Consider the following 21,162-nt stretch of genomic DNA (forward strand, 5'->3'; position numbering starts at 1 on the left):
ATCGGTACTGTTCTAAAAGACAGTTCCGGCGCTCATGCTGAAGCGCTAACTTGGCACTCCAGATGATTCCAATCCGCGTGGCTGTGGTGGACGACGAAGCGCCGGTGCGCGTGGCACTTCGGCGCCTGTTGCGCTTGGAACGCTACGAGGTCGTGCTCTTTGCCTCTGGCGAGGACTTTCTTGACTCGCTCGACTCGCGCTGCGTGGACTGTGCGTTGGTCGACCTGCATATGCTCGGGCTGACCGGATTGCAGGTTCGCGCGAAGCTGACGGACGCTGGTCAAACCTTTCCGGTCATCTTCATCACTGCCAGTGACGACATCAACGACCTACGCAGTGGCTTCGAGGCGAGCGGCTTCGAGGTCCTGCGAAAGCCCTTCGGTAAGGCAGAACTCCTGGCATCCCTCAAGACGGCACTCGACAGATCACCACGCCGGGACTGACTCTCGGGTCGACGCTCTCGCTTGCATAGCCCGGCAGCCCTCGCTCGAGGATCGCATCCTTGCAACTCCGACTCGCTCCCAATCGCATGTGCTGCCTCGGGTGCTCGGCGCCTGCGTCAAACGGCTGACGCTGGCCGACGCCTGTCCTTTGGTACAGGACTGCACCCAGGGACAGTGCCAATCCTGTTTCGAACTCTCTAATGTTGAACCCAAGTCATCGCACAGGGCGGAAAAATTAGAAGCGACAGCCTGCAACCCCGTCCTTCTGGCGAGGTGCATCACCAAAGGAGAAAACATGAACTTGCGAAATCACGTGGCGTGCGCCATCGCCGTATCGGCGGTTGCGCTGGGCGCGGGGCAACCGGCGCTGGCACAAAAGAGACCCAACGTGGTCGTTCTGATGACTGATGACACAGGGTGGAACGACTTCGGGGCCTATCTCGGGGGCTCAGCCTTGGGGCACCCCACGCCCAACATTGATCGCGTCGCCAAAGAGGGCGCCATATTCACCTGCTGGTATGGACAGGCGAGTTGCACCGCGGGCCGTGCCTCGTTCATGACCGGGCGCATCCCAATCCGCTCGGCGCTGTCGGTGGTCGTCGTGCCCGGCGACCCGAACGGCCTTCGGAAAGAGACGCCCACTATTGCCGAGTTCTACAAAAAGAACGGCTATTCCACCTATTTCTCGGGCAAGTGGCATCTCGGCGACAAGCCCGAGTTCTATCCGATCGAGCACGGCTTCGACGAGATGAAGCAGTTTGCTGCTTACTATCCAGGGGTCTACGGCTACAGCGACACTTCTGCCAACGCTCATCCTTGGTTCCCGAAAGGAAACGCCGAGTACTGGAAGATGTATCAGAGCGTGGTCAACCTCTACGAATGGGAGGGGGTAGCCGGCAAGCCCGCGGTCAAGGGCGACAACGGCGCGGTCATCACGCTGACCAACCTCGCCGACTTCGATATGCGACAGACGGATTCGGCGATCGAATACATCAAGAAGAACGCGAAGTCCGACAAACCATTCTTCATGGATGTGAACTTCATGAAGATGCATCAGCCCACCAGTCCGAACAAGATGTTCGCGGGTAAATCCCATTTGGGGAACTACTCTGATTCAATGATGGAGCTCGATTACAACATCGGCCGGATCATGGACACCATTCGTGCCGAAGCACCTGACACGATCGTCGTCATCTCGGCGGACAACGGCGCGTGGCAGGATGCATGGCCCGACGCCGGCACGCATCCGTTCCGTGGAGAAAAGGGTTCACCATTCGAAGCCGGCTGGCGCGTACCCGGCATCATGTGGGCGCCGGGCAAGATTCCGGCGGGCCAGGTTCTTCACGAAATGATGTCGCACATGGACGTGTGGCCTACGACCGCCACGATGGTCGGCCTCAAGGCGCCCGCCAAGGGCGAGATGAAAGACAACGCCGGCAAGCCAATCTACTTCGACGGTATCGACAACACGGCCTACGTTACTGGCAAAGACAAACATTCGGCGCGCAACGAGTGGATCTACATCGACGGCGAGAATTTCGCGGGCGCTCGGGCCGATGTCGCTCTCATCCCCGAAGCGCCGGATGTGAAGATGGCTTGGAAGCTTCTGTATAGCTCGAAGGACACCTGGATGGGCCCAACCTTGAGCATGGGTGCGGTGCCCTCGCTCTACAACCTCACGATGGACCCCTACGAGAAATACGACATGATGTTCAATGGCGCAGTTGCGACGCGCAATCCAACCTCGTCGCCAGGGCGCTACTCCGGCATGGACAACGGGTGGGCCATTTCGCTGGTCGACATACCCCTCATGGAGTTCAACAAGTCGATCGTCAAATACCCGAACATCGAGCGTTTCCCGGGCGGGGCGTCAAACGACATGATTCCCAACTTGCAGAACCCCAAGAATCCATTGCCCTACGACCCGATCAAGCTGCCGAAGACGGTCGGCTCTGTCGGTGGCGGTTGAACGCGAACATTTAGGAGACAGTCATGAAGTCGAAACTCTTTCTTTCACTGTGCGCCGTAGCGCTGGCCGCGGGTTGCGTCACAAAGCAGACCTACAACACGGAGGTGCAGAAGGCCAACACCTACGCGGCACTGGACAAACAGCTTTCGAGTGAAGTGAGCAGCGATCAGGCAAAGATCACCCAGCTGCAAGATCAACTCAAGGTGACGATGGTCAACGACATCCTTTTTCCGGAGGGAGGATGGAGACTCAGTCCTAGCGGCGAGCAAACCTTGGGAAAGATTGCGCCGACGCTCTCCAATCTGCCAGGTCAACAGATCATCGTTCAAGGGTTCACCGACAACGTGCCCATCGGTCCTGAACTGAGATCGCGGTTCCCTTCCAATGTTGAGCTCTCGTCAGGACGTGCGGACGAAGTCGTGCGCTTCCTCACATCGAAGGGAGTGCCGCAGAACTCGATCTCAGCGCAAGGCTTCGGAGAGGCGCGTCCGGTGGCCAGTAACGACTCGCCGCAAGGCAGGTCGAAGAACCGACGCGTCGAGATCGTCATCGCAGCTGCCAGCCGTCCTTAAGCGCGGGAATGACCATGTCCGAGGACGGGCCATCAGGTCTAGGGCGATCGATGCAGGCGCGGTGCGGAGAGCGCATCGAAACTGTTCTCGATCGCTTCGTTGACGTCGCGCCATCGCGTCGACAGGTTGGCGGCCTCCAGCGCAGACTGCAGCGCACGCACGTCCTTCGCGCTCGGCGCCACCTTGATCTGCGCAATCGCCGCCGTGGTGTTGCCGGCCTTCAGCAGCGCCATGACCTTGTTTACCCACTCGTTCGTTCGTGCCATGAATTGCGTCGGTTGTGCATCGGGCGACCAATGTACATCTACAACGGCGGTGACGCCGGATTCGAAGGCGTTCGTTCGGCTTGCATCAAGTCGATGCTTGCCCAGGCGATCTGCACGCGGCGCTCGAACTCGGCGTTGACCAGTTCAGCAAGGACTTCGACCTCGCTGCGTGGTACTCGGCACTCGCGAGGGCGCGACATTTGCAATTCCACCAGACCGCGCACGCATGCGACGGCGCGATAGGCCTCTCTCACTGCATCGAGGTCGGCGGTGGCCTTCGCGCCGAGCGAGACGAGATCGCCGATGGCCTTGAGCGAGTTGTCGCCGGTGGGGGGAACGGTAGGGGGGCGCGCGGGCGCGCAAGTAGGGTGAGTCAAGAATGACCTCCAGCGGGTTCGGTTTGCAAAAACCACCGCGCTCCAACGTCAATTGGAGGCGGCGGCTCGAACGAGTTGACGTACCGGGAACCCGCTTGCGCGAACCGGCGAGCCTTGCGGCTCCACGCCCGAGCCGCCAAAAAATGGGAGGCACGAACAAGGAAGCCGCAGACACTTTGCGGAATGGCTGCGGCTTGCATCGCAGCGAGTTACTCGAGACGTCAATCCCGATCACGCCTTTTTTTGACGTGACGAGGAAAGTATATCGACGGCCGCCTGCACTGCGACTGCGCCCGTTGACCGCGTGCCGAACAGGGTCGAGATAGGAAGCTAAACTTCGTAGTCATCCTGTCCAATTCCTGTCGAAGTCACAGCGCATGTCCACCCAACTCGACGAACCCGCCACCGAAGCCGCCCATGCACTGGCGGTCGATCTGCGCATGCTGGCCTCGCAGTTGCGCCGCCGGCTGCGGCAGGAGGCTTCCGTTGCCGACTGGACCGAATCCCAGCGCGCCGTCCTGTTGAGACTGGAGCGCCAGGAGGTCGCCACGGTGACCGACCTGGCGCTGGCCGAAGGCGTGCGTTCCCAGTCGATGGGGGCCACCGTGGCATCGCTGATCGAGGGCGGCTACGTCAAGGGCGCGCCGGACCCCGCGGACGGACGGCGCACGCTGCTCTCGCTCACCCCGCAGACGCGCAAGGTGTTCCGGCAGGTCCGCACCGCGCGCGAGGACTGGTTGCAGCGCGCCATCTCGGCGCGCTACTCGCCGGCCGAACAGAAGCAGTTGACTGCCGCCGTGCAACTGCTGCAGCGCCTGCTCGATTGAAACCGACCCTCACGACAACGAAAGCCTCCCATGCCCCTGTCCAAGCTTGACCCCGATACCGTTCGACGGCCCGGCAAGCGCAGGAGCTCGGCTTCAACGTCGCCCTGGTGGTCGACGCGATGACCGACCTCAACGAGCAGGCGCACGCGAACAGCCTGGCGCGCATCTTCCCGCGCCTGGGCGAGACCTGCCACACCAGGGACGTCCTGGCGCTGCTGGAGGGCCTTTGAGCGAAACCTTCCGTTCACTGCACATTCGCAACTACCGGTTGTGGGCCGCCGGCGCGCTGGTTTCCAACATCGGCACCTGGATGCAGCGCACGGCGCAGGACTGGCTCGTCCTGACGCACCTGACAAACCACAACGCCACTGCCGTGGGCATCGTGATGGCGTTGCAGTTCGGCCCGCAGTTGGTGCTGTTGCCTTTCACCGGACTCGCGGCCGACCGGCTGAACCGGCGCAAGCTGCTGATGACCACGCAGGCGACGATGGGGGCGCTCGCGCTCGGCCTGGGCCTGCTCACCGTCAGCGGCATGGCGCAGCTATGGCATGTCTACGTGTTCGCGCTGCTGCTGGGTTGCGTGGCGGCGTTCGACGCGCCGGCGCGCCAGACCTTCGTGGCCGAACTGGTGTCGGATGCCGAACTCTCGAACGCGGTGGCGCTCAATTCCACTTCCTTCAATGCCGCGCGCATGGTGGGTCCGGCCGTGGCCGGCGTGGTGATCGCTGCCACCGGTCCGGGCGAGGCCTTCCTGCTCAACGCGCTGTCTTTCGTGGCCGTGCTCGCTTCGCTGGCTTGCCTGCGGAAGAGCGAGTTCTTCACGCGGCAGGGCGCGGCGGAGCGCAGGAATGCAAGTCTGATGGAGGGCTTCCGCTACGTCTGGAACCGGCCCGATCTGCGCGCGGTGCTGTCGATGCTCTTCCTGGTGGCCACCTTCGGCCTGAACTTCCCGATCTTCATCTCCACCATGTCGGTCGGCGCCTTCCACGGCGGACCCGGGCAGTACGGGCTCCTGTCTTCGACGATGGCGATCGGCTCGGTCACGGGCGCACTGCTCGCGGCACGCCGGGCGCGGCCCCGTTTCGGCCTTCTCGTGCTCGGCTCGGCGGTGTTCGGCTTTGGCTGCCTCTCTGCTGCGCTGATGCCGCATGTCGTCGCGTTCGGCGTGGCCCTGGTCATTACCGGTGTTGCTGCACAGACGCTCACCACTTCCACCAACAGCCTGGTGCAGCTCTCGACCGACCCCGCGTTGCGCGGCCGTGTCATCGCGATCCTGCTGGCGACGCTGCTGGGCAGCACGCCCATCGGCGCGCCGGTGGTGGGCTGGGTCGCCGACACATTCGGCCCACGCTGGGCGATGGGCGTGGCCGCCGCCGCGGGGCTGGCGTCCGCGGCCATCGGGCTGCGTTACCTGGTCCGCTACCACGGACTGCGGCTGCGAGTGGAAAGGCGCCGGCTGCGCTGGACTATGCGGAGTTCCTACAGCAGGGAGTAGGAAGGCGCCGCGCGTCGCGGCTTGGGAAGGGGACAGTCCCGGCATCGAGGAACCGCCCGTGAAGGGAGGGCGCCGAAGCAACCTCTACCAGCGCCGGATGACTGTCGGTTTGCAGCATGAAGCGATGAATGCTTTCTGTCTGTGCGCCGCCGCACAGTGCGTTTGTGCGATAGCGAACGTCGTTTTCGGGCTCGTGCCTATACTGAACAGGACCGTGCACACGCGCACGCCCGAGGTCATCCCCGAAACGCATATCCCGGAGGAAGTGGTGGCCCTTCAGCCCGAATCGAAGAAGAACCGCCTGCTTGGCGCACTGCCCGATGCAGAATGGCAGCGCTGGCTGCCGCAGCTCGAAGCGGTCGAGATGCCGCTCGGGCAGGTACTGTACGAGTCGGGCACCACGCTGAGCCACGTCTACTTTCCGACAACGGCCATCGTCTCCCTGCTCTACGTCATGGAGAACGGCGCTTCCGCGGAGATCGCCGTGGTGGGCAACGAAGGCATCGTCGGCATCTCGCTGTTCATGGGCGGGGAGTCCACCCCCAGCCGTGCCGTCGTGCAAAGCGCAGGGCAGGGCTTCCGGCTCAGGGCACAGGTGATCAAGGACGAGTTCAACCGGGCACCTGTCCTTCACCTGCTCCTGCGCTACACCCAGGCGCTGATCACGCAGATGGCGCAAACGGCGGTCTGCAACCGGCATCACTCGCTGGATCAGCAACTGTGCCGCTGGCTCCTGCTGAGCCTGGACCGATTGCAGGGCAATGAACTCGTGATGACGCAGGAACTCATCGCCAACATGCTCGGCGTGCGCCGCGAAGGCGTCACCGAAGGCGCGCTCAAGCTGCAGAGGGCCGGGTTGATCAGCTATGCGCGCGGTCGAATCACGGTGCTGGACCGGGAAGGGCTGGAACGGCGCTCCTGCGAGTGCTATGCGGTGGTCAAGAAGGAGTACGACAGGCTTCTCCCGGACAGGATCGCTGTCTAGACGGAGCTGACAGACAGGAGGCGGAAGAATGCATCGACTCGACGACATCGCAACCAGGCTGCTGGGTTCGCGCTACGACACTCTCGACGAGCGAACAAAGCGTATCGCACGCCACATCGCCGAGCGCACGCCAGTTTCCCGGAATGTCGAGGCGGACGCCGACGTCCGGCAGTCATTCGGCCAGCGCGCGGCAGACGCGGTCGCATCCTTTGGCGGATCCTGGACCTTCGTCGGGCTATTCGGCGCGACCATGCTGCTGTGGGTCGCGCTCAACTTCCTGCTCCTGGCGGCCCGCGGCACGACTTTCGACCCCTATCCGTTCATCCTGCTCAACCTGTTTCTTTCCATGCTGGCGGCCGTCCAGGCGCCGATCATCCTGATGTCGCAGAACCGGCAATCAGTGAAGGACCGGATCCATGCGGAGCACGACTACGAGGTCAACCTCAAGGCCGAACTGGAAATCATGCTGCTTCACGACAAGATCGACCAGTTGCGCGAGCGGCAATGGGAAGAGTTGCTGGAGATCCAGAAGCAGCAGCTCGCGCTGTTGACGGGGCTGATCGAGAAGAAGACGCTGTCGCCATGAAGTGCGACAAACCTTGGTTGGATGCTGGCCTTGCGCCGGGCGAGGGTCACGCCTCGATGATCACTTTGAGCGCCTTCGTGTCCGCGGCCCGGCCGAAGGTGTCATAGGCATCCAGGATCCGGTCCAGCTTGAAGCGATGCGTGATCAGGCGGCTGGCGTCGATACGCCCGGACTGGACGGTCTTGAGCAGCATCGGGATCGACACGGTGTCGACCAGGCGCGTCGTGATGGTCAGGTTGTGCGACCACAAGCGCTCGAGGTGCAGGTCGACCTTCTTGCCGTGCACGCCGACGTTGGCGATGGTGCCGCCCGCCGCGACGATGTCCTCGCACAGTTCGAACGTCGCGGGGATTCCCACGGCCTCGACGGCCGTGTCCACGCCGCGTCCGCCGGTGAGCTTCATCACCTGCTGCGCCGCATCGCCGCCGGTGTTGTTCACGGTGGCCGTCGCGCCGAAGCGTTGTCCGACGGCCAACCGGTTGTCGTCCAGGTCGATCATGATGATCTCTGCCGGTGCATAGAACTGGGCCGTCAACAACGCCGCAAGCCCGATCGGCCCCGATCCGACGATGGCGACGCTGGAGCCGGGCTGCACCCGTCCATTCAGCACGCCGCACTCGAAACCGGTCGGCAGGATGTCGCTCAGCATCACGAGTGCTTCTTCGTCGGCGCCTTGGGGAATCGGGTACAGGCTGGTGTCGGCGTGGGGAATCCTGACGAACTCGGCCTGTGTGCCATCGATGCGGTTGCCCAGGATCCAGCCCCCGGTCGTGCAATGCGAGTACATCCCTTTCCGGCAAGGCTCGCAGCGGCCGCAGGCGCTGATGCATGAAATCAGGACCCTGTCCCCCCGATTGAAGGTGCTCACGCCGGGCCCCACTGAATCGATGACGCCCACACCCTCATGGCCGAGCACGGTCCCGGGTTGGCAGGTGGCGACGTCGCCCTGGAGGATGTGCAGGTCGGTGCCGCAGATCGTCGTCCGGGTGATCCGGACGATCGCGTCGCCGGGGTTCTGGATCGTTGGCTTGGGCCGGTCTTCCAGTCGTTTCTGACCGGGACCGTTGTAGACGAGTGCTTGCATGGCGCCATTCCATCGCGAGGACGTCGCCCGGTCTGTGCGGTGGCAGACAGTCGCACCGGTGATTTGCGCGCAGAGTGGCGCGTCCCCACTCACACGGAGCGCCCTTGGCTGCGATCGAGAACCACCTCATCGAATTGCTTCCACGCAAGGAGCGTCGGCGCCTGCTTGAGGTCTGCGAACCGATCCAGTTGGTTCTGGCCGAAGTGATCCACGAGGCGGGCACGGCGACCCGGCACGTCTACTTTCCCGTCGACGGCTTCATTTCACTGGTGGCGCGCATCGACGGGCATCCCGGACTGGAAGTCGGTATGGTGGGGCGCGAAGGGATGCTGGGTGCCAACCTGGTGCTCGGCGTGGAGAACGCGCCCCTGCGTGCGCTGGTGCAAGGCGCCGGCGCGGCCTGGCGTATCGCCGCTGCCGACTTTCGTCGCGAACTCGCACGCAACGCGGCACTGCGGCGGGTGCTCGACCGCTACATCCACGTTTCGATGTCGCAACTGGCCGCATCGGCCGCCTGCCTGCGTTTTCACCAGATCGGACCGCGCCTCGCGCGATGGCTCCTGATGAGCCAGGACCGCGCCCATGCCGACAGCTTCCACGTCACGCACGAGTTTCTCGCCTACATGCTGGGCGTGCGCCGCGTCGGCATCACCCTGGCCGCCGGCGTCCTGCAGCGCGGTGGGTTGATCGAGTACAACCGCGGCACCCTCAAGGTGCTCGATCGTCCAGGCCTCGAGGCGACGGCCTGCGCCTGCTATGCCGCGGACGGAAAAAGCTACGCGGGATTGCTTTGATCCGTTTGCGCGGCATCCGGCCTTCATGTCGTGTGTCTGTACGCTGGCGAACCGACAAAGCGTCGGCGCGCGCTGTACAAGGGAACATTGGGCTCAGCCCCTGTTCAAGCAAGGCACCATGGACTACGACCGCGACTCGACGCGCCTCCCTTACCGCGGCTGGGAGATACGCAGCCACCTCACGCACATTTCCTTCGATGGGACTGTGGCAGCCKGGGCGATGATCTACTTCGAGGAGGCGTGCAAATGCCACCTCGTGTCGTGCAAGCAGTTTGTCGACGGCTTCGATGCCATCCATGCCATCGAAGCCAAAGCGTCGCTGTGGGTCGACGACCGCGAACTCAACCCCCGGAGCGAACATGTCGAACCCCTACTTTCATGAAGCGTCGGGTTCCGTCCATTTCTGGGTGCCCATCGATGGCGTGCTCGTCGGCGCGAGCATCGGCAAGGAAACGCTGCACTACTGCTATCGGTCGACCGCCATTGACGACCAGCCGCTGGAGACCTACCAGCTTCACGCCAAAGAGATCGATGCGGCCGTGCGCAGGCGCGTTTCGGGCGGTTCCGTCGAGCCGGTGATGCTCCGCGACTACGACCTGCACGAGCCAGCGGGCAAGGGCATCGAATAGACCCCTCTTCGCCCCCTGGCTGCGCGCCGGACAGGCGCCCGAGTCCGGCGCACACGGAGCTGTAGGACCGCCAGGGCCTCGCCGGGCGACGCATTGACGCGTTGACGCACAATGGCACCGGCCCGAGCGGGCGGCGCCGGACGGTCCGGTCATCGCCTCCGCCAGTCGGCCTCGTGCGTCACAAAGGAACCCGGCATGAAACGTCTGTCCCGCTTCGCGATCCTGTTGTTGCCCATTCTGCTTTCGGCATGCGCCTCGGGATCCGGGCAGAGCGATGTTCCAACGCAGCCCGCGCTGGCACCGGCCGAAGTTCCGAAGGTCAAGGCCGGCATTCTGACCATGCGCGACAAGACGCTGGACGAACTGTTTGCGCAAAAGCCGGAGACCCGCGACGAACTGAAGAAGGCTGTCGGCTACGCCGTGTTCGACTCCTCGCAGATCAACGTCATTCTCTTCGTCGGGGCGCGTGGCACCGGGGTGCTGGTGGACAACGCGACGCAGGCGAACACCTTCATGCTTGCGACGCGCGCCGGCACGGGCCCGGGCGTCGGCTACAAGGATTTCCGCCAGGTCATGATCTTCAAGAACAAGGAAGTGTTCGACCAGTTTCGCAAGCTTGGCGCCGACGTCACGGCATCGGCGGACGTCACGATGAAGCTGCGTACGACGGAGGGAGCGGGAACGTCAGCGGACATGTCGGCTTCCTTCAATCCCTACATCTCCACCTACCAGTTCACGGACAAGGGCCTCTTGCTGCAGGCCAACTGGGGCGGTGCTGCCTTCGTTCCCTACGCGCAACTGAATCAGCCCTGACCGATCCACCCCTGTCGCCCTGTTGTCTGCCGGAGGATGTCGATGTTCAAGCCCGGTTCGAGGCGCTACGCTGTCGCCGTTGTCGCCCTCGTCGTGATGGTCGCCGCACTGCTGGCCTACATCGCCTACCAGCAGCGGTCGTCGTTCAGTCCCCAGGAGCAGCTCTACGTCGAGGCGCCCGACGCGGCCGGAATCGCAGAGGGCATGCAGGTCACGACCCGTGGGGTCGTCATCGGCAGCGTTCGCAAGATCGAACTGCCAACGGCCCAGTCCGCTGACCAGGGCGCCCGGATCGAACTGGGCATCGGCCGCGGCTACATGGCGGGCCTTTCGAAGGGAACGCGGGCGCGACTGGTGCAGGACAGCACCCTCGGCCAGCCGGTCGTCGACCTCGTGCCCCCGCGCGGCGGTACACAAGCGCTGACTCCCGGCGAGGTGTTGGCATTCGAACGCAGCAGGGACGGCAGCCAGCTCTTGCAGGAGATGCAGGCGGCATGGATGCCCGTGATCGCCGATGCGCGCAAGTTGACCGAGAGCCTGACGGATCCGAACGGGTCCTTCCAGCAGACCCTGAAGGCGGGCCAGGACGTCGTCTCCAAGATGCCCGCCATCGTGGAGAAGACCGGCGAGGTCGTCGATCAGACGAAGCAGGCCGTGAAGACCATCGAGAACGGGGCGACGGCGACCCTGCAGAAGGCCAGCCGCACCATCGAGGTCGTGGAGCAGGCAGCGCCGGCGGTGATCGAAAAGGTGCAGCAGGCCGCGGCGACCACGCAGAAGGCCAGCGCCGACGTGCAGGCCATGGCGGCACAGGCTTCCGAAAGACTCCCCGCCGTGCTCGACCAGGTTCAGGCCGCGGCGACGCAAACCAACCAGATGGTGAGCAACGCACGCCAGACCTGGCCGATCAGCATGCTGACCGGCACGCCCACGACGCCGCAGTCGCTGCCGATCGACAGCATCGGCGGCCTGCCGCTGCCTGGAGAAGCGCCATGAACCGCGCTTGCCGGTTGATTGCCTGCGGCCTGTGCGCAGCGGGAGCGGCCCTGCTGGGGGCGTGCTCGTCGCCGCCCGTGCGCTCGGCTGCCGAGATCCAGGCCCAGGGCTTCAGCACGCAGGGCATGGATCGCGTCAAGGCAGGCGACCTGCCGCGCGCCCTGGTGTTTTTCCAGCAGGCCCTCGTGGTCGGGCAGTCGATCGAGGACGACGACGCGATCGCCGCCGCGCGGCTGAACCTGTCGATGGTCTATGTCGGCATGGGTCGCCAGGACGAGGCGCTGAAGCAGCTGGATGCGGTCCTGGACGAGCGCCGCCTGGCGTTCAGCGCGGACCGGCGCGCCGAAGCCGCATTGAGGCGGGCGATGGCCCTGCAGGGGAGCGATCGAGCGAGCGCGGAGCAATCACTCGACCGGGCGGGAACGATCTGCGGCAGCGGTTGCAGCGTGAAGGGAAAGATCCTCAACCTGAAGGCCTACATCGCCCTGAGCGCCGGTCGAGCCGAGGAGGGCCTGAAACTGGCGCAGCAGGCTCAGAGTGCCCTTGCCAAGGACGATGCACTGGAAAAGGCGAACGCGCTGCGCCTGCAGTCGAGCGCCTACATCGCCATGAAGACACCGGCCGCCGCGGTCCCGCTGCTTCAGGAAGCCTTGAGGATGGACAAGACCGCGGGAGCGAGCGAGAAGATCTATCAGGATCTGCTGCTCCTGGGGCAAGCGTCCGCGGACAAGCCGGAACTGGCCAGGGACTACTGGGCCAGGGCTCATGACGTGGCGGTCGCGGCCAGCAACGAGGCCGGTTCCGAGCGCACAGCGAGATTGCTGGCCGGCCCGGCGCCGTAACGGCGGTAATCGACTTCCGACCTTGGGGCGCGGTCTTGGCCTTCACGCGATGTAGCTACCAGGCGACTGGGAGCGGTCCGGCGCGTGAAGATACTTTGATCACGATTTCGGTCACGCCCCATCGGGTACCCCGAGACCGCGGGAGCCCTTCGACCAGGGAAACCTGGCGGGGGGCCTTCTGTGCTCGCATCAGACGTAAAAAGGCCCCGGGCATTGCTGCACGGGGCCTGAATCCGTCTTTGGGTCGACGGTGGAGGAGACAACTGGGTGGAGCCTGAATCGTCAGTTCGGTTCGTCCGTAATCTTCGATGTCTTTACGCCGTGAAAAACCAGGGCGGCGGCTGCGCCGAGAACCATCAACAGGGTCAGCATGAAAGTGCTTCGTTGGTCATGATGGATCGATTCTGGGGTAAACCCTAGGTTTCTGCAGAGGCCCTCCGCATAACCACAACGACGGTAGGCGAGGGCCTCCGGACCGAAGGTCGCTCACCCCGGAATATTCGGCTCGACCAGCTGTGCCAGGGCGACGAGCGACTCCTGCCAGCCCAGGTAGCACATCTCGGGCGGAATCACGTCGGGGATGCCTTCCTGCACGATGGACATGTCCGTCCCGCAGGACACAGCAGTGAGTGTCACTGTGGTCTTCATGGTGCCCGGCAGGTTGGCGTCGTCGAAGGTCGCGTCGTAGGCAATGCGCTGGCCCGGGACCAGTTCCAGGTACTTCCCACCGAAGGAATGGCTGTGGCCGGTGCCAAAGTTGGTGAAGGACATGCGCCAGGTGCCCCCGACCACGGGCTCCATGCTGTGGACCTTGCCGACGAACCCGAAGGGTGGCAGCCAGCGCTCGAAAGCGCCGGGCTCGACGAATGAACGGTAGACCCGGTCGGGTGGAGTGCGCAGGACGCGGTGCAGACGGACGGTGTTGGTGGTCACGGTTGTGTTCTCCGGTGAAGTGCGAGGACGACCCTCACTGATACGTCGAGCGAGCCTGCGGGAAATCGACATTCCGCAAGATGAGGGAAAACCCAGGTTGATCCGAGGTTACATGGGGCGCAGGGTGCGGGCTCGAACCGGAGGGTGCAATGAGAGCTGTATTGCGGCTGTCGCGATCGCGTGCCTGGCGCCCAGGGCGATTCGATCTCGCCTGGGTGATGCTGGGGACCGTGCTGACGTTCGTGCTGTCGAGCACGTTGGAGCTGCACGAACGCCTGGCTGTGGCCTTTGCACATGCCGAGGCATGGCAGGCTGACGAAGTCCCACTCACGTTGGTCGCGCTCTCGCTTGGACTGGCGTGGTATGCGCGGCGCCGTCGCCAGGAAGCTGCGCGCCTGCTGGCCCAGAACCGGGAGCTCGCACAGAAACTGATCGCGCTGCAGGACAGCGAGCGCCTGGAACTGGCGCGTGAGCTCCACGACGAGTTCGGCCAGCATTGCACCGCCATCCGCATCGAGGCCACCTACATCCAGCGCTCTTCCTCGCTCGAGCAGATCGGGGAGTCCGCACGGCGCGCTGCCGCTTCGGCCGAATTGCTGCAGGTGGGTGTGCGGCGCCTCGTGCGACGGTTGCGGCCGGCGGAGCTCGACCAGCTTGGCCTCGTCGCCGCGATGCAATCGCTGTGCGAAGCGTGGTCGACGCGCAGCGGCGTGCGCTGCCAGTTCCAGTCTCGCGGCGACCTGCGCCAACTCGGCGAGGCGATCGATACGACCATCTATCGCGTGACCCAGGAGACGCTGGCGAATGTCGTGCGTCATGCACATGCGACGCATGTGCGGATCGAGCTCTCGGCGACGCCGCAGGTGTTGACGTTGAGCGTGGAAGACGATGGTCGCGGCTTCTCCGCCGCGACGCCGGAGCGCGGTTTCGGGCTGCTCGGCGCGACGGAGCGCGCCGCGGCACTCGGCGGCAGCTTCGAGGCCGACAGCGCGCCGGGCGCCGGCACGCGGATTCGCATGGAACTTCCTTTGGTGCCGGAACTTCGGGTGGGGGTGTCGTGATCCGGCTCCTGCTGGTCGATGACCATCCCGTGGTGCGCGAGGGCTACCGGCACCTGCTGGAACAGGACGGCGACATGGCCGTCGTTGCGCAGGCCGCTTGCGTCGACGAGGCCTGCTCGCAATTCGCCGCCCACGAACCCGACATCACGGTCACCGACCTGGGGATGCCCGGCAGCAGCGGCCTCGAACTGATTCGCCGCCTGCGCGAACGCGACGCTCAGGCGCGCACGCTCGTCTTCAGCATGCACGACACCGACATGCTGGTGCACCGCGCGCTCGAACTCGGCGCACTGGGCTTCGTCTCCAAGACCAGTCCGCCCGAATGCCTGATCGATGCGGTCCGTTGTGTGCGCGAAGGGCGCCGCTACCTGAGCCCGGCGCTGGCGCAACGCCTGCTCGACGGCGCCGATGCGTCGCTGGCCTTCGATTCGCTGACCCAGCGCGAATTCGAGGTCTTCCGTTTGCTGTCGCGCGGCGAGTCCGTGGCCGCGTGTGCCAACACCTTGCATCTGAGCCAGAAGACGGTTTCCAACCTCCAGAGCCTGATCAAGGACAAGCTGGGCATCCACACCACGGCCGAGATGGCGCATCTGGCCCTTCGGCACGGCATCATCGCCGCCGGAGAAGCCTGAGCCGGCCAGCACACGTCGGGAAATCTTCCCTGTCGCATTCAAACGTCATGCGATAGCTTGGGAAGAGGGCGCGCAGTTGTGCGCGATAACAAGTTCAAACACCGAGGAGACAGCATGTCCGGTGACGCGCGCGCGGTCGTTTTCTCGTCGGCGCCTGTGGCCGCAGCCGTTCTGCTGCTGTGCCATGGCCTGACGGCCCACGCACAGGTCGAGCCCGCAGAGGAGCCTGCCGCGGCAGCCCGGGCGGTGCCCGATCTGCCCACCATCAACGTCATCGCCGTCACTCCGTTGCCTGGGATGGACGTGCCGATCGACCAGATACCGTCGAACGTGCAGACCGCGACCGGCGCCGAGATGGAGCGATATCACTCGCTCGACCTGTCGAACTTCCTTGCTCGCGCGATCGGCGGCGTGTCCGTCAACGAGACGCAGGGCAATCCCTTCCAGCCCAACATCAACTACCGCGGCTTCACCGCGTCTCCCCTGCTCGGCACGCCACAAGGGCTCTCGGTGTTCCTCGACGGCGTGCGACTGAATCAGCCCTTCGGCGACGTCGTGAGCTGGGACCTGTTCTCGCGCACGGCCATCGCCTCGATCGCGCTGATGCCGGGCAGCAACCCGCTGTTCGGCCTCAATACGCTCGGTGGCGCGCTGTCGATCCAGACCAAGGACGGCATCCACTATCCGGGCACGTCGGTGCAGGTGCTGGGCGGCTCGTATGGCCGTGCGGCCGCGGAGTTCGAGACGGGCGGCTACAACGTCGACAACGGCATGCACTGGTACGTCAACGGCAATGCCTTCCATGAAGACGGCTGGCGCACCGCGTCGCCGTCCGACCTGCGGCAGTTGTTCGCGAAGGTAGGCCGCAAGACACGCGATGGCGACACGTCGCTGACGATCGCCCTGGCCGACAACGACCTGACCGGCAACGGCGTGCAGGAGGAGGGCGCGTTGCAACGCGACTGGGCCAGCGTCCGGACCATTCCGGACAACACCAAGAACCGTTCGGTGTTCCTCAACCTTGCCACCGTGCAGGCCCTGAGCGACACGATGACCTTGTCCGGCAACGTCTACTACCGCAACATCTTGGCCAACACCCTCAACGGCGACATCAACGACGATTCCCTCGACCAGGCGCTCTACCAGCCCAGCGCCGCCGAGCGGAGGGCACTGGCGGCCGCCGGCTATACGGGATTCCCGACCAGCGGGGAGAACGCGACGAACACGCCCTTCCCCAAGTGGCGCTGCATCGCGAACGCGCTGCTGAACGACGAGCCGAACGAGAAGTGCAACGGCCTGATCAACCAGACGGAGGCTCGCCAGACCAACTATGGCCTCGCAGGCCAGTTGTCGATGCAGGCGACGACGGGCAGCATCGGGCACCAGTTCGTCGTCGGCGGCGCCTACGACGCGAGTCGCGTGAGCTTCACGCAAGGCGCACAGTTCGGCTACCTCAACCCGGACCGCACGATCACGCCGGTGTTCGGTCCCGGTGCTTTCGCCGATGGCACCCAATCGTCCGAAGACGCGTTCGATGCGCGGGTCGACCTGTCGAGCCGTTCGCACACGGGGAGCATCTATGCGACCGACACCATGGCGCTCAACACACAGACGCACCTGACGCTGTCCGGGCGCTACAACTACACCTCACTGACGAATACCGACAACCTCACGCCCGGTGGCGGACCGGGTTCGCTGGACGGCGACTACACATTCAGCCGCTTCAACCCGGCGGTCGGATTGACCTTTGCGGCGAACGAGGCCGTCACTTTCTACGTCGGCGCGAACCAGGGCAGCCGGGCACCCACCGCCATCGAACTGGGCTGCGCGGATCCGGAGAGCCCGTGCAAGCTGCCGAACTCCTTCGCCGGGGATCCGCCGCTCAAGCAGGTCGTGACCACCACCTTCGAAACCGGCATTCGCGGCGTGGCAGCCGGCCAGGTGGCCTGGAACTTCGGCGTGTTCCGCTCCGACAACCGCGATGACATCCTCTTCGTTGCGGACAATGCGAGCGGCTTCGGCTACTTCAAGAACTTCGGCAAGACGCGTCGCCAGGGCATCGAGATGGGCTTGCAGGCCAAGCCCGCCAGCGCCTGGACGGTGGGCGGCAACCTGAGCCTGCTCGACGCAACCTATCGCAGCACGGAGACGGTCGGCGGCGCCGGCAACAGCAGCAACGATGCCGCCGTGGCCGGATTCCCCGGCACGGACGGCACCATCGTGATCAACCCCGGCGATCGCATACCGCAGTTGCCGCGCCAGATCCTGAAGCTCTTCGCGGACTGGGAGCCGAATGCGCACTGGCGCGTCGGCGCAGACATGAACGCGGTGAGCGCCACGAACGTGAGCGGCAACGAGAACGGCCTGCACACGCCCGACGGCCTCTACTACGCCGGCCCAGGGCACAGTGGAGGCTACGCGGTGTTCAACCTCGGCGTGGACTACAAGCCCAAGCCCGGGATGAAGTTCTTCCTGCAGATCACCAACCTGTTCGATCGCAAGTACACGACCGGAGGCGTTCTCGGCGCCAATGGCTTCACTGTGAACGGCAACTTCGTCGCGCGGCCGTTGCCGGCGAATGCGAACGGCGACTTCCCGGTCCCTCGCGCGACCTTCTACTCGCCCGGTGCACCCCGCACCGCATGGGTCGGCCTGCGCTACGCCTTCGGCGCCTGAGCCGCGCATCCCCCCGTCGGGGGAGGCGCGCACCTGTCACCTGGATGGACAGTCGATCGAGTTCGCTCGCCCGGGGTCAGACACATCCGTACGAGCGTTGGTCGAACTTCTTACACCGGTCGTCCTGCCCGCACGCAAGAGTGTTGGCTTCGGCATGTCGTGCAAAGCAACAAATGCGAACCGATGTATTCCGTGCATTCGGGACAGACGGGAAGATGCATATGGTCTTCCGCCGCACCCAGACATTCGTCGTGAGAGACGCGTATGGCGTCGTCGAAAAACAGCGCGAGCCGCGGTTCTATCTTGATAACGGCGATCCGCTGGAATGTGCCGAACGCTATGACACATTCAAAACGCTCAGCGGTGATATGGTCCTTCGTGTGATCACGTCCACGCCGAAGAAGCGGCGGGACCATTTGTAGAAAGAAAGCATTCGTTGCTGAGAAATAGCGTCCTCACGCGACTTGTAGGACGTGTTCGATAGTGCTGTAGGCGCAGAGGCCGCAGCCTGTTTCTGGCACCGATATTGCACTTTCGCACGCATAAAAGCAGCAGGAGACATCCCATCCGACTACGGTCGGTTTCATCGAGTTCGACCTGGACCCGGAGAAGGACTGATGCTGTCTTCCTATGCAACTGGCTTGCGTGAAACACCGTTGTCTGCGTTGGGGAAATTCAATCCCTTTCTTGGCCTGATCCTGCGCGTGGGCGACATCGCGATTCTCGAAGTGAGCGGGTTGCTCGCCTTCTGGACGCGCTTCGGCGCACTGGAAATGGGCGCCGACTATGTGCATGCGCTCAGTCGGGGCGTGCTGTTCGCAGTCATCGTCCTCAACGGCAGTTCACTGTATCGACGCTGGCGCGGTCGCGCGATCACGGACGAGTTCATCAAGCTCGGGACCTTGTGGCTGCTGATGTTCTGCGTCATGGCGGTGTATGCGCTGGCCGTGAGAGACGGTCACGAGACTTCGCGATTGTGGTGGGGCGGTTGGCTGCTGTTCAGCATCACCGGTGCCATGCTGCTGCGCGTGGCCCTGCGTGCGATTGCACGCTGGATGGGGACTCAGGGCGTCGATCCGCGCGTCTCGGTCGTGGTCGGCGCCAATCCGGACGCGCAACGCCTGGTCGATGCCATCCACCGCGACGAATCGTGCGGCATCGAAGTGCGAGGCTGGTTCTCCACGCATGCGGATCGCAGCGAGTTGACGGGCGCCCCGATGCTGGGGCGGCTCGACAACCTCGGTGGCTATGTGGAGTCCCGCGGTGTCGATCTGGTCTGGCTGGCATTGCCCATGTGGGACCAGAAGAAGATCTCCTATGCGCTCAGCGAACTGAAGAACTCGACCGCAGACATCAAGCTCGTGCCGGACCTGTTCGGCCTGCACTTGCTGAACCATTCGGTCGAGGAGATTGCGGGCCTGCCGGTGCTCACGCTGCAGCAGACGCCATTGCAGGGTGCTGCGCGCGTGATCAAGTCCATCGAGGACAAGGTGCTGGCGGCATTGATCCTGGTCCTGATCTCGCCGTTGATGCTCGCGATTTCCATCGCGGTCAAGCTGAGTTCGCCGGGGCCGGTGTTCTACCGTCAGGAGCGCGTCAGCTGGAACAACAAGAAGTTCAACATGTACAAGTTCAGGTCGATGCCAGTGGATGCGGAACAGAAGACCGGCGCCGTCTGGGCGAAGGCCGGCGAATCGCGATCCACGCCGGTCGGCGCCTTCCTGCGCAAGACGAGCCTCGATGAACTCCCGCAGTTCGTCAACGTCCTGCTGGGTGACATGTCCATCGTCGGGCCACGGCCCGAGCGGCCTGTCTTCGTGGAGCAGTTCAAGAACGAGATCCCCGACTACATGAAGAAGCACATGGTCAAGGCCGGCATCACCGGATGGGCACAGGTCAACGGCTGGAGAGGCTCCACCGACCTGGCCAAGCGCGTCGAGTGTGACATCTATTACATCGAGAACTGGTCGCTGAAGTTCGATCTGCAGATCATTGCCTTGACCGTGGTCAAGGGCTTCGTCAACAAGAATGCCTACTGATATCGCCATGCCACAACCAAGGAAGGTTCACACGTGAAGGTTGCACTTGTCCACTACTGGCTGGTCGGCATGCGCGGCGGTGAAAAGGTGCTCGAGGTTCTCTGCGACCTGTATCCGGACGCGGACATCTTCACGCTGGTGTGCGACCCGGATGCCATTTCGGAGAAGCTTCGGCGTCACCGCATCATCACTTCGTTCCTGCAGAAGATCGGCGGCGTGCGGCACTACAAGAAGATGCTGCCGTTGATGCCCTACGCGCTGGAGTCTTTCGACATGACGGGCTACGACCTGATCATCTCCGTCGAATCCGGCCCCGCGAAGGGCATCATTCCCGGCCCGAATGCAACGCACATCTGCTATTGCGCTTCGCCGATGCGCTACATCTGGGATCTGTATCCCCAGTACCGCGCGACGGCCGGCCCGGTTGCGCGCGCCATGATGTCGCTGACGGCGCCATCGCTGCGCCAATGGGACGTGAGCACTTCGCATCGCGTCGATCACTTCATTGCCGTTTCATCGTATGTGGCCCGGCGCATCGAACGGTATTACCGCCGCACTGCGCATGTCGTGTACCCGCCGGTGAACCTGCCTCGGTTCACTCCTGCCGCGGAGGCGGGCGACTATTACCTCTGCGCGGGTCAGATCACGCCCTACAAGAAAGTCGAGATCGCCGTGGAGGCCTGCACCCGCATGAGCAAGCGGCTTGTCGTCATCGGCAAGGGGGCCGGCCCGGCGTTGCGGCGCCTGGCGGGCCCGACCGTCGAGTTCCTCGGCGCGGTCGACGACGTGACCATGGCGCACCACTTTGCCCATTGCAAGGCATTGCTGTTCCCCGGCGTCGAGGACTTCGGCATTGTTCCGCTGGAGGTGATGGCGAGTGGAAGGCCGGTCATCGCGTTCGCCATGGGCGGCGCGCTGGAGACTGTCGTCGATCAGAGCACCGGCCTGCTGTTCGATGATCAGACCGCGGACGGCGTGGTCGATGCGATCCGGCGCTTCGAGGCCACCGCGGACACTTTTCGTCCGGACGTGATGCAGGCGCACGCACGCACCTTCGATACCGCCGTGTTCAGGACGCGGCTGGCCGACCATATCGAATCCTTGCTTGCGGGCGAGGCGCGGACCGCAAGCTGACCGGGGAGG

The 21,162-nt window shown here is 64.1% G+C and carries 23 protein-coding genes and 1 pseudogene; 20 read left to right on the plus strand and 4 right to left on the minus strand.

Translation table 11 applies throughout. The features are described from left to right. Positions 1-62: 62 nt before the first annotated feature. From AC1D3B_RS03710 to AC1D3B_RS03720, 3 genes are all read left to right on the plus strand, one after another. Positions 63-443 carry a response regulator transcription factor gene (locus tag AC1D3B_RS03710; protein ID WP_478189305.1) on the plus strand — a complete coding sequence of 127 codons (381 nt, stop codon included), beginning with the start codon at positions 63-65 and terminating at the stop codon, positions 441-443. 295 nt (positions 444-738) lie between these two features. Then, positions 739-2,412, plus strand: a complete 1,674-nt coding sequence (locus tag AC1D3B_RS03715; RefSeq protein WP_478189306.1) for an arylsulfatase — start codon at positions 739-741, stop codon at positions 2,410-2,412. A 23-nt stretch (positions 2,413-2,435) separates the two neighbouring features. Further along, positions 2,436-2,984, plus strand: coding sequence for an OmpA/MotB family protein (locus tag AC1D3B_RS03720; protein ID WP_478189307.1), 549 nt, complete (start codon positions 2,436-2,438; stop codon positions 2,982-2,984). Between the two features lie 38 nt (positions 2,985-3,022). On the opposite strand, the gene AC1D3B_RS03725 is transcribed toward AC1D3B_RS03720, so the two are convergent. Next, complete coding sequence (locus AC1D3B_RS03725; protein WP_478189308.1) at positions 3,023-3,250, minus strand: hypothetical protein; 228 nt, start codon at positions 3,248-3,250, stop codon at positions 3,023-3,025. A 38-nt stretch (positions 3,251-3,288) separates the two neighbouring features. Then, positions 3,289-3,627: a hypothetical protein gene (locus AC1D3B_RS03730; protein ID WP_478189309.1), complete on the minus strand. Its 339-nt coding sequence runs from the start codon at positions 3,625-3,627 to the stop codon at positions 3,289-3,291. A 377-nt stretch (positions 3,628-4,004) separates the two neighbouring features. Here AC1D3B_RS03730 and AC1D3B_RS03735 point away from each other — a divergent pair, with 377 nt between their 5' ends. The 5 genes and pseudogenes from AC1D3B_RS03735 (at position 4,005) to AC1D3B_RS03755 (ending at position 7,520) form a co-directional block, all read left to right on the plus strand. After that, positions 4,005-4,454: a MarR family winged helix-turn-helix transcriptional regulator gene (locus tag AC1D3B_RS03735; protein WP_478189310.1), complete on the plus strand. Its 450-nt coding sequence runs from the start codon at positions 4,005-4,007 to the stop codon at positions 4,452-4,454. Positions 4,455-4,516: 62 nt separating this feature from the next. Then, positions 4,517-4,684, plus strand: a pseudogene (locus AC1D3B_RS03740) (isochorismatase family protein); the annotation flags it as partial. Continuing rightward, positions 4,681-5,949 (plus strand): MFS transporter, encoded by a 1,269-nt coding sequence (locus AC1D3B_RS03745; RefSeq protein ID WP_478189311.1) that lies wholly within the window; start codon positions 4,681-4,683, stop codon positions 5,947-5,949. The pseudogene AC1D3B_RS03740 and the gene AC1D3B_RS03745, both read left to right, overlap by 4 nt. Before the next feature lie 268 nt (positions 5,950-6,217). After that, entirely contained in the window at positions 6,218-6,934 is a 717-nt protein-coding gene (locus tag AC1D3B_RS03750; RefSeq protein WP_478189631.1) for a Crp/Fnr family transcriptional regulator, read from the plus strand. 28 nt (positions 6,935-6,962) lie between these two features. Then, positions 6,963-7,520: a DUF1003 domain-containing protein gene (locus tag AC1D3B_RS03755; RefSeq protein WP_478189312.1), complete on the plus strand. Its 558-nt coding sequence runs from the start codon at positions 6,963-6,965 to the stop codon at positions 7,518-7,520. A gap of 46 nt (positions 7,521-7,566) precedes the next feature. On the opposite strand, the gene AC1D3B_RS03760 is transcribed toward AC1D3B_RS03755, so the two are convergent. Then, entirely contained in the window at positions 7,567-8,604 is a 1,038-nt protein-coding gene (locus tag AC1D3B_RS03760) for a zinc-dependent alcohol dehydrogenase family protein (RefSeq protein WP_478189313.1), read from the minus strand. 104 nt (positions 8,605-8,708) lie between these two features. Between AC1D3B_RS03760 and AC1D3B_RS03765 the strand changes: the two genes are divergently transcribed. The 6 genes from AC1D3B_RS03765 to AC1D3B_RS03790 all read left to right on the plus strand — a co-directional run bounded on the left by AC1D3B_RS03765 (position 8,709) and on the right by AC1D3B_RS03790 (position 12,678). Next, the gene (locus AC1D3B_RS03765; RefSeq protein WP_478189314.1) at positions 8,709-9,398 is read left to right on the plus strand and encodes a Crp/Fnr family transcriptional regulator; all 690 of its coding nucleotides are present in this window, start codon (positions 8,709-8,711) and stop codon (positions 9,396-9,398) included. 118 nt (positions 9,399-9,516) lie between these two features. Then, positions 9,517-9,780, plus strand: a complete 264-nt coding sequence (locus tag AC1D3B_RS03770; protein ID WP_478189315.1) for a hypothetical protein — start codon at positions 9,517-9,519, stop codon at positions 9,778-9,780. Continuing rightward, positions 9,758-10,027: a DUF1488 family protein gene (locus tag AC1D3B_RS03775; RefSeq protein WP_478189316.1), complete on the plus strand. Its 270-nt coding sequence runs from the start codon at positions 9,758-9,760 to the stop codon at positions 10,025-10,027. Before AC1D3B_RS03770 ends, AC1D3B_RS03775 begins: the two co-directional genes overlap by 23 nt. 195 nt (positions 10,028-10,222) lie before the next feature. Then, positions 10,223-10,840, plus strand: a complete 618-nt coding sequence (locus tag AC1D3B_RS03780) for a lipid-binding SYLF domain-containing protein (protein WP_478189317.1) — start codon at positions 10,223-10,225, stop codon at positions 10,838-10,840. A 42-nt stretch (positions 10,841-10,882) separates the two neighbouring features. Continuing rightward, positions 10,883-11,836: an MlaD family protein gene (locus tag AC1D3B_RS03785; protein WP_478189318.1), complete on the plus strand. Its 954-nt coding sequence runs from the start codon at positions 10,883-10,885 to the stop codon at positions 11,834-11,836. After that, entirely contained in the window at positions 11,833-12,678 is an 846-nt protein-coding gene (locus AC1D3B_RS03790) for a tetratricopeptide repeat protein (protein ID WP_478189319.1), read from the plus strand. The genes AC1D3B_RS03785 and AC1D3B_RS03790 overlap by 4 nt, the downstream gene beginning before the upstream one ends. A 486-nt stretch (positions 12,679-13,164) precedes the next feature. Here the strand turns inward: AC1D3B_RS03790 and AC1D3B_RS03795 are convergent, their stop codons facing one another. Continuing rightward, complete coding sequence (locus tag AC1D3B_RS03795; RefSeq protein WP_478189320.1) at positions 13,165-13,611, minus strand: SRPBCC family protein; 447 nt, start codon at positions 13,609-13,611, stop codon at positions 13,165-13,167. Between the two features lie 149 nt (positions 13,612-13,760). Here AC1D3B_RS03795 and AC1D3B_RS03800 point away from each other — a divergent pair, with 149 nt between their 5' ends. The 6 genes from AC1D3B_RS03800 (at position 13,761) to AC1D3B_RS03825 (ending at position 21,153) form a co-directional block, all read left to right on the plus strand. After that, positions 13,761-14,672 (plus strand): ATP-binding protein, encoded by a 912-nt coding sequence (locus AC1D3B_RS03800; RefSeq protein WP_478189321.1) that lies wholly within the window; start codon positions 13,761-13,763, stop codon positions 14,670-14,672. Continuing rightward, a complete protein-coding gene (locus AC1D3B_RS03805; protein ID WP_478189322.1) occupies positions 14,669-15,304 on the plus strand; it encodes a response regulator in 636 nt (211 codons plus the stop codon). Before AC1D3B_RS03800 ends, AC1D3B_RS03805 begins: the two co-directional genes overlap by 4 nt. A gap of 114 nt (positions 15,305-15,418) precedes the next feature. Continuing rightward, positions 15,419-17,980, plus strand: coding sequence for a TonB-dependent receptor (locus tag AC1D3B_RS03810; protein ID WP_478189323.1), 2,562 nt, complete (start codon positions 15,419-15,421; stop codon positions 17,978-17,980). Between the two features lie 173 nt (positions 17,981-18,153). Beyond that, positions 18,154-18,402: a hypothetical protein gene (locus tag AC1D3B_RS03815; RefSeq protein ID WP_478189324.1), complete on the plus strand. Its 249-nt coding sequence runs from the start codon at positions 18,154-18,156 to the stop codon at positions 18,400-18,402. A 195-nt stretch (positions 18,403-18,597) separates the two neighbouring features. Beyond that, the gene (locus tag AC1D3B_RS03820) at positions 18,598-20,019 is read left to right on the plus strand and encodes an undecaprenyl-phosphate glucose phosphotransferase (RefSeq protein ID WP_478189325.1); all 1,422 of its coding nucleotides are present in this window, start codon (positions 18,598-18,600) and stop codon (positions 20,017-20,019) included. A gap of 33 nt (positions 20,020-20,052) precedes the next feature. Beyond that, a complete protein-coding gene (locus tag AC1D3B_RS03825; protein ID WP_478189326.1) occupies positions 20,053-21,153 on the plus strand; it encodes a glycosyltransferase in 1,101 nt (366 codons plus the stop codon). The last annotated feature ends 9 nt before the right edge of the window (positions 21,154-21,162 follow it).

This window comes from Variovorax sp. P5_A3 (assembly GCF_056400665.1).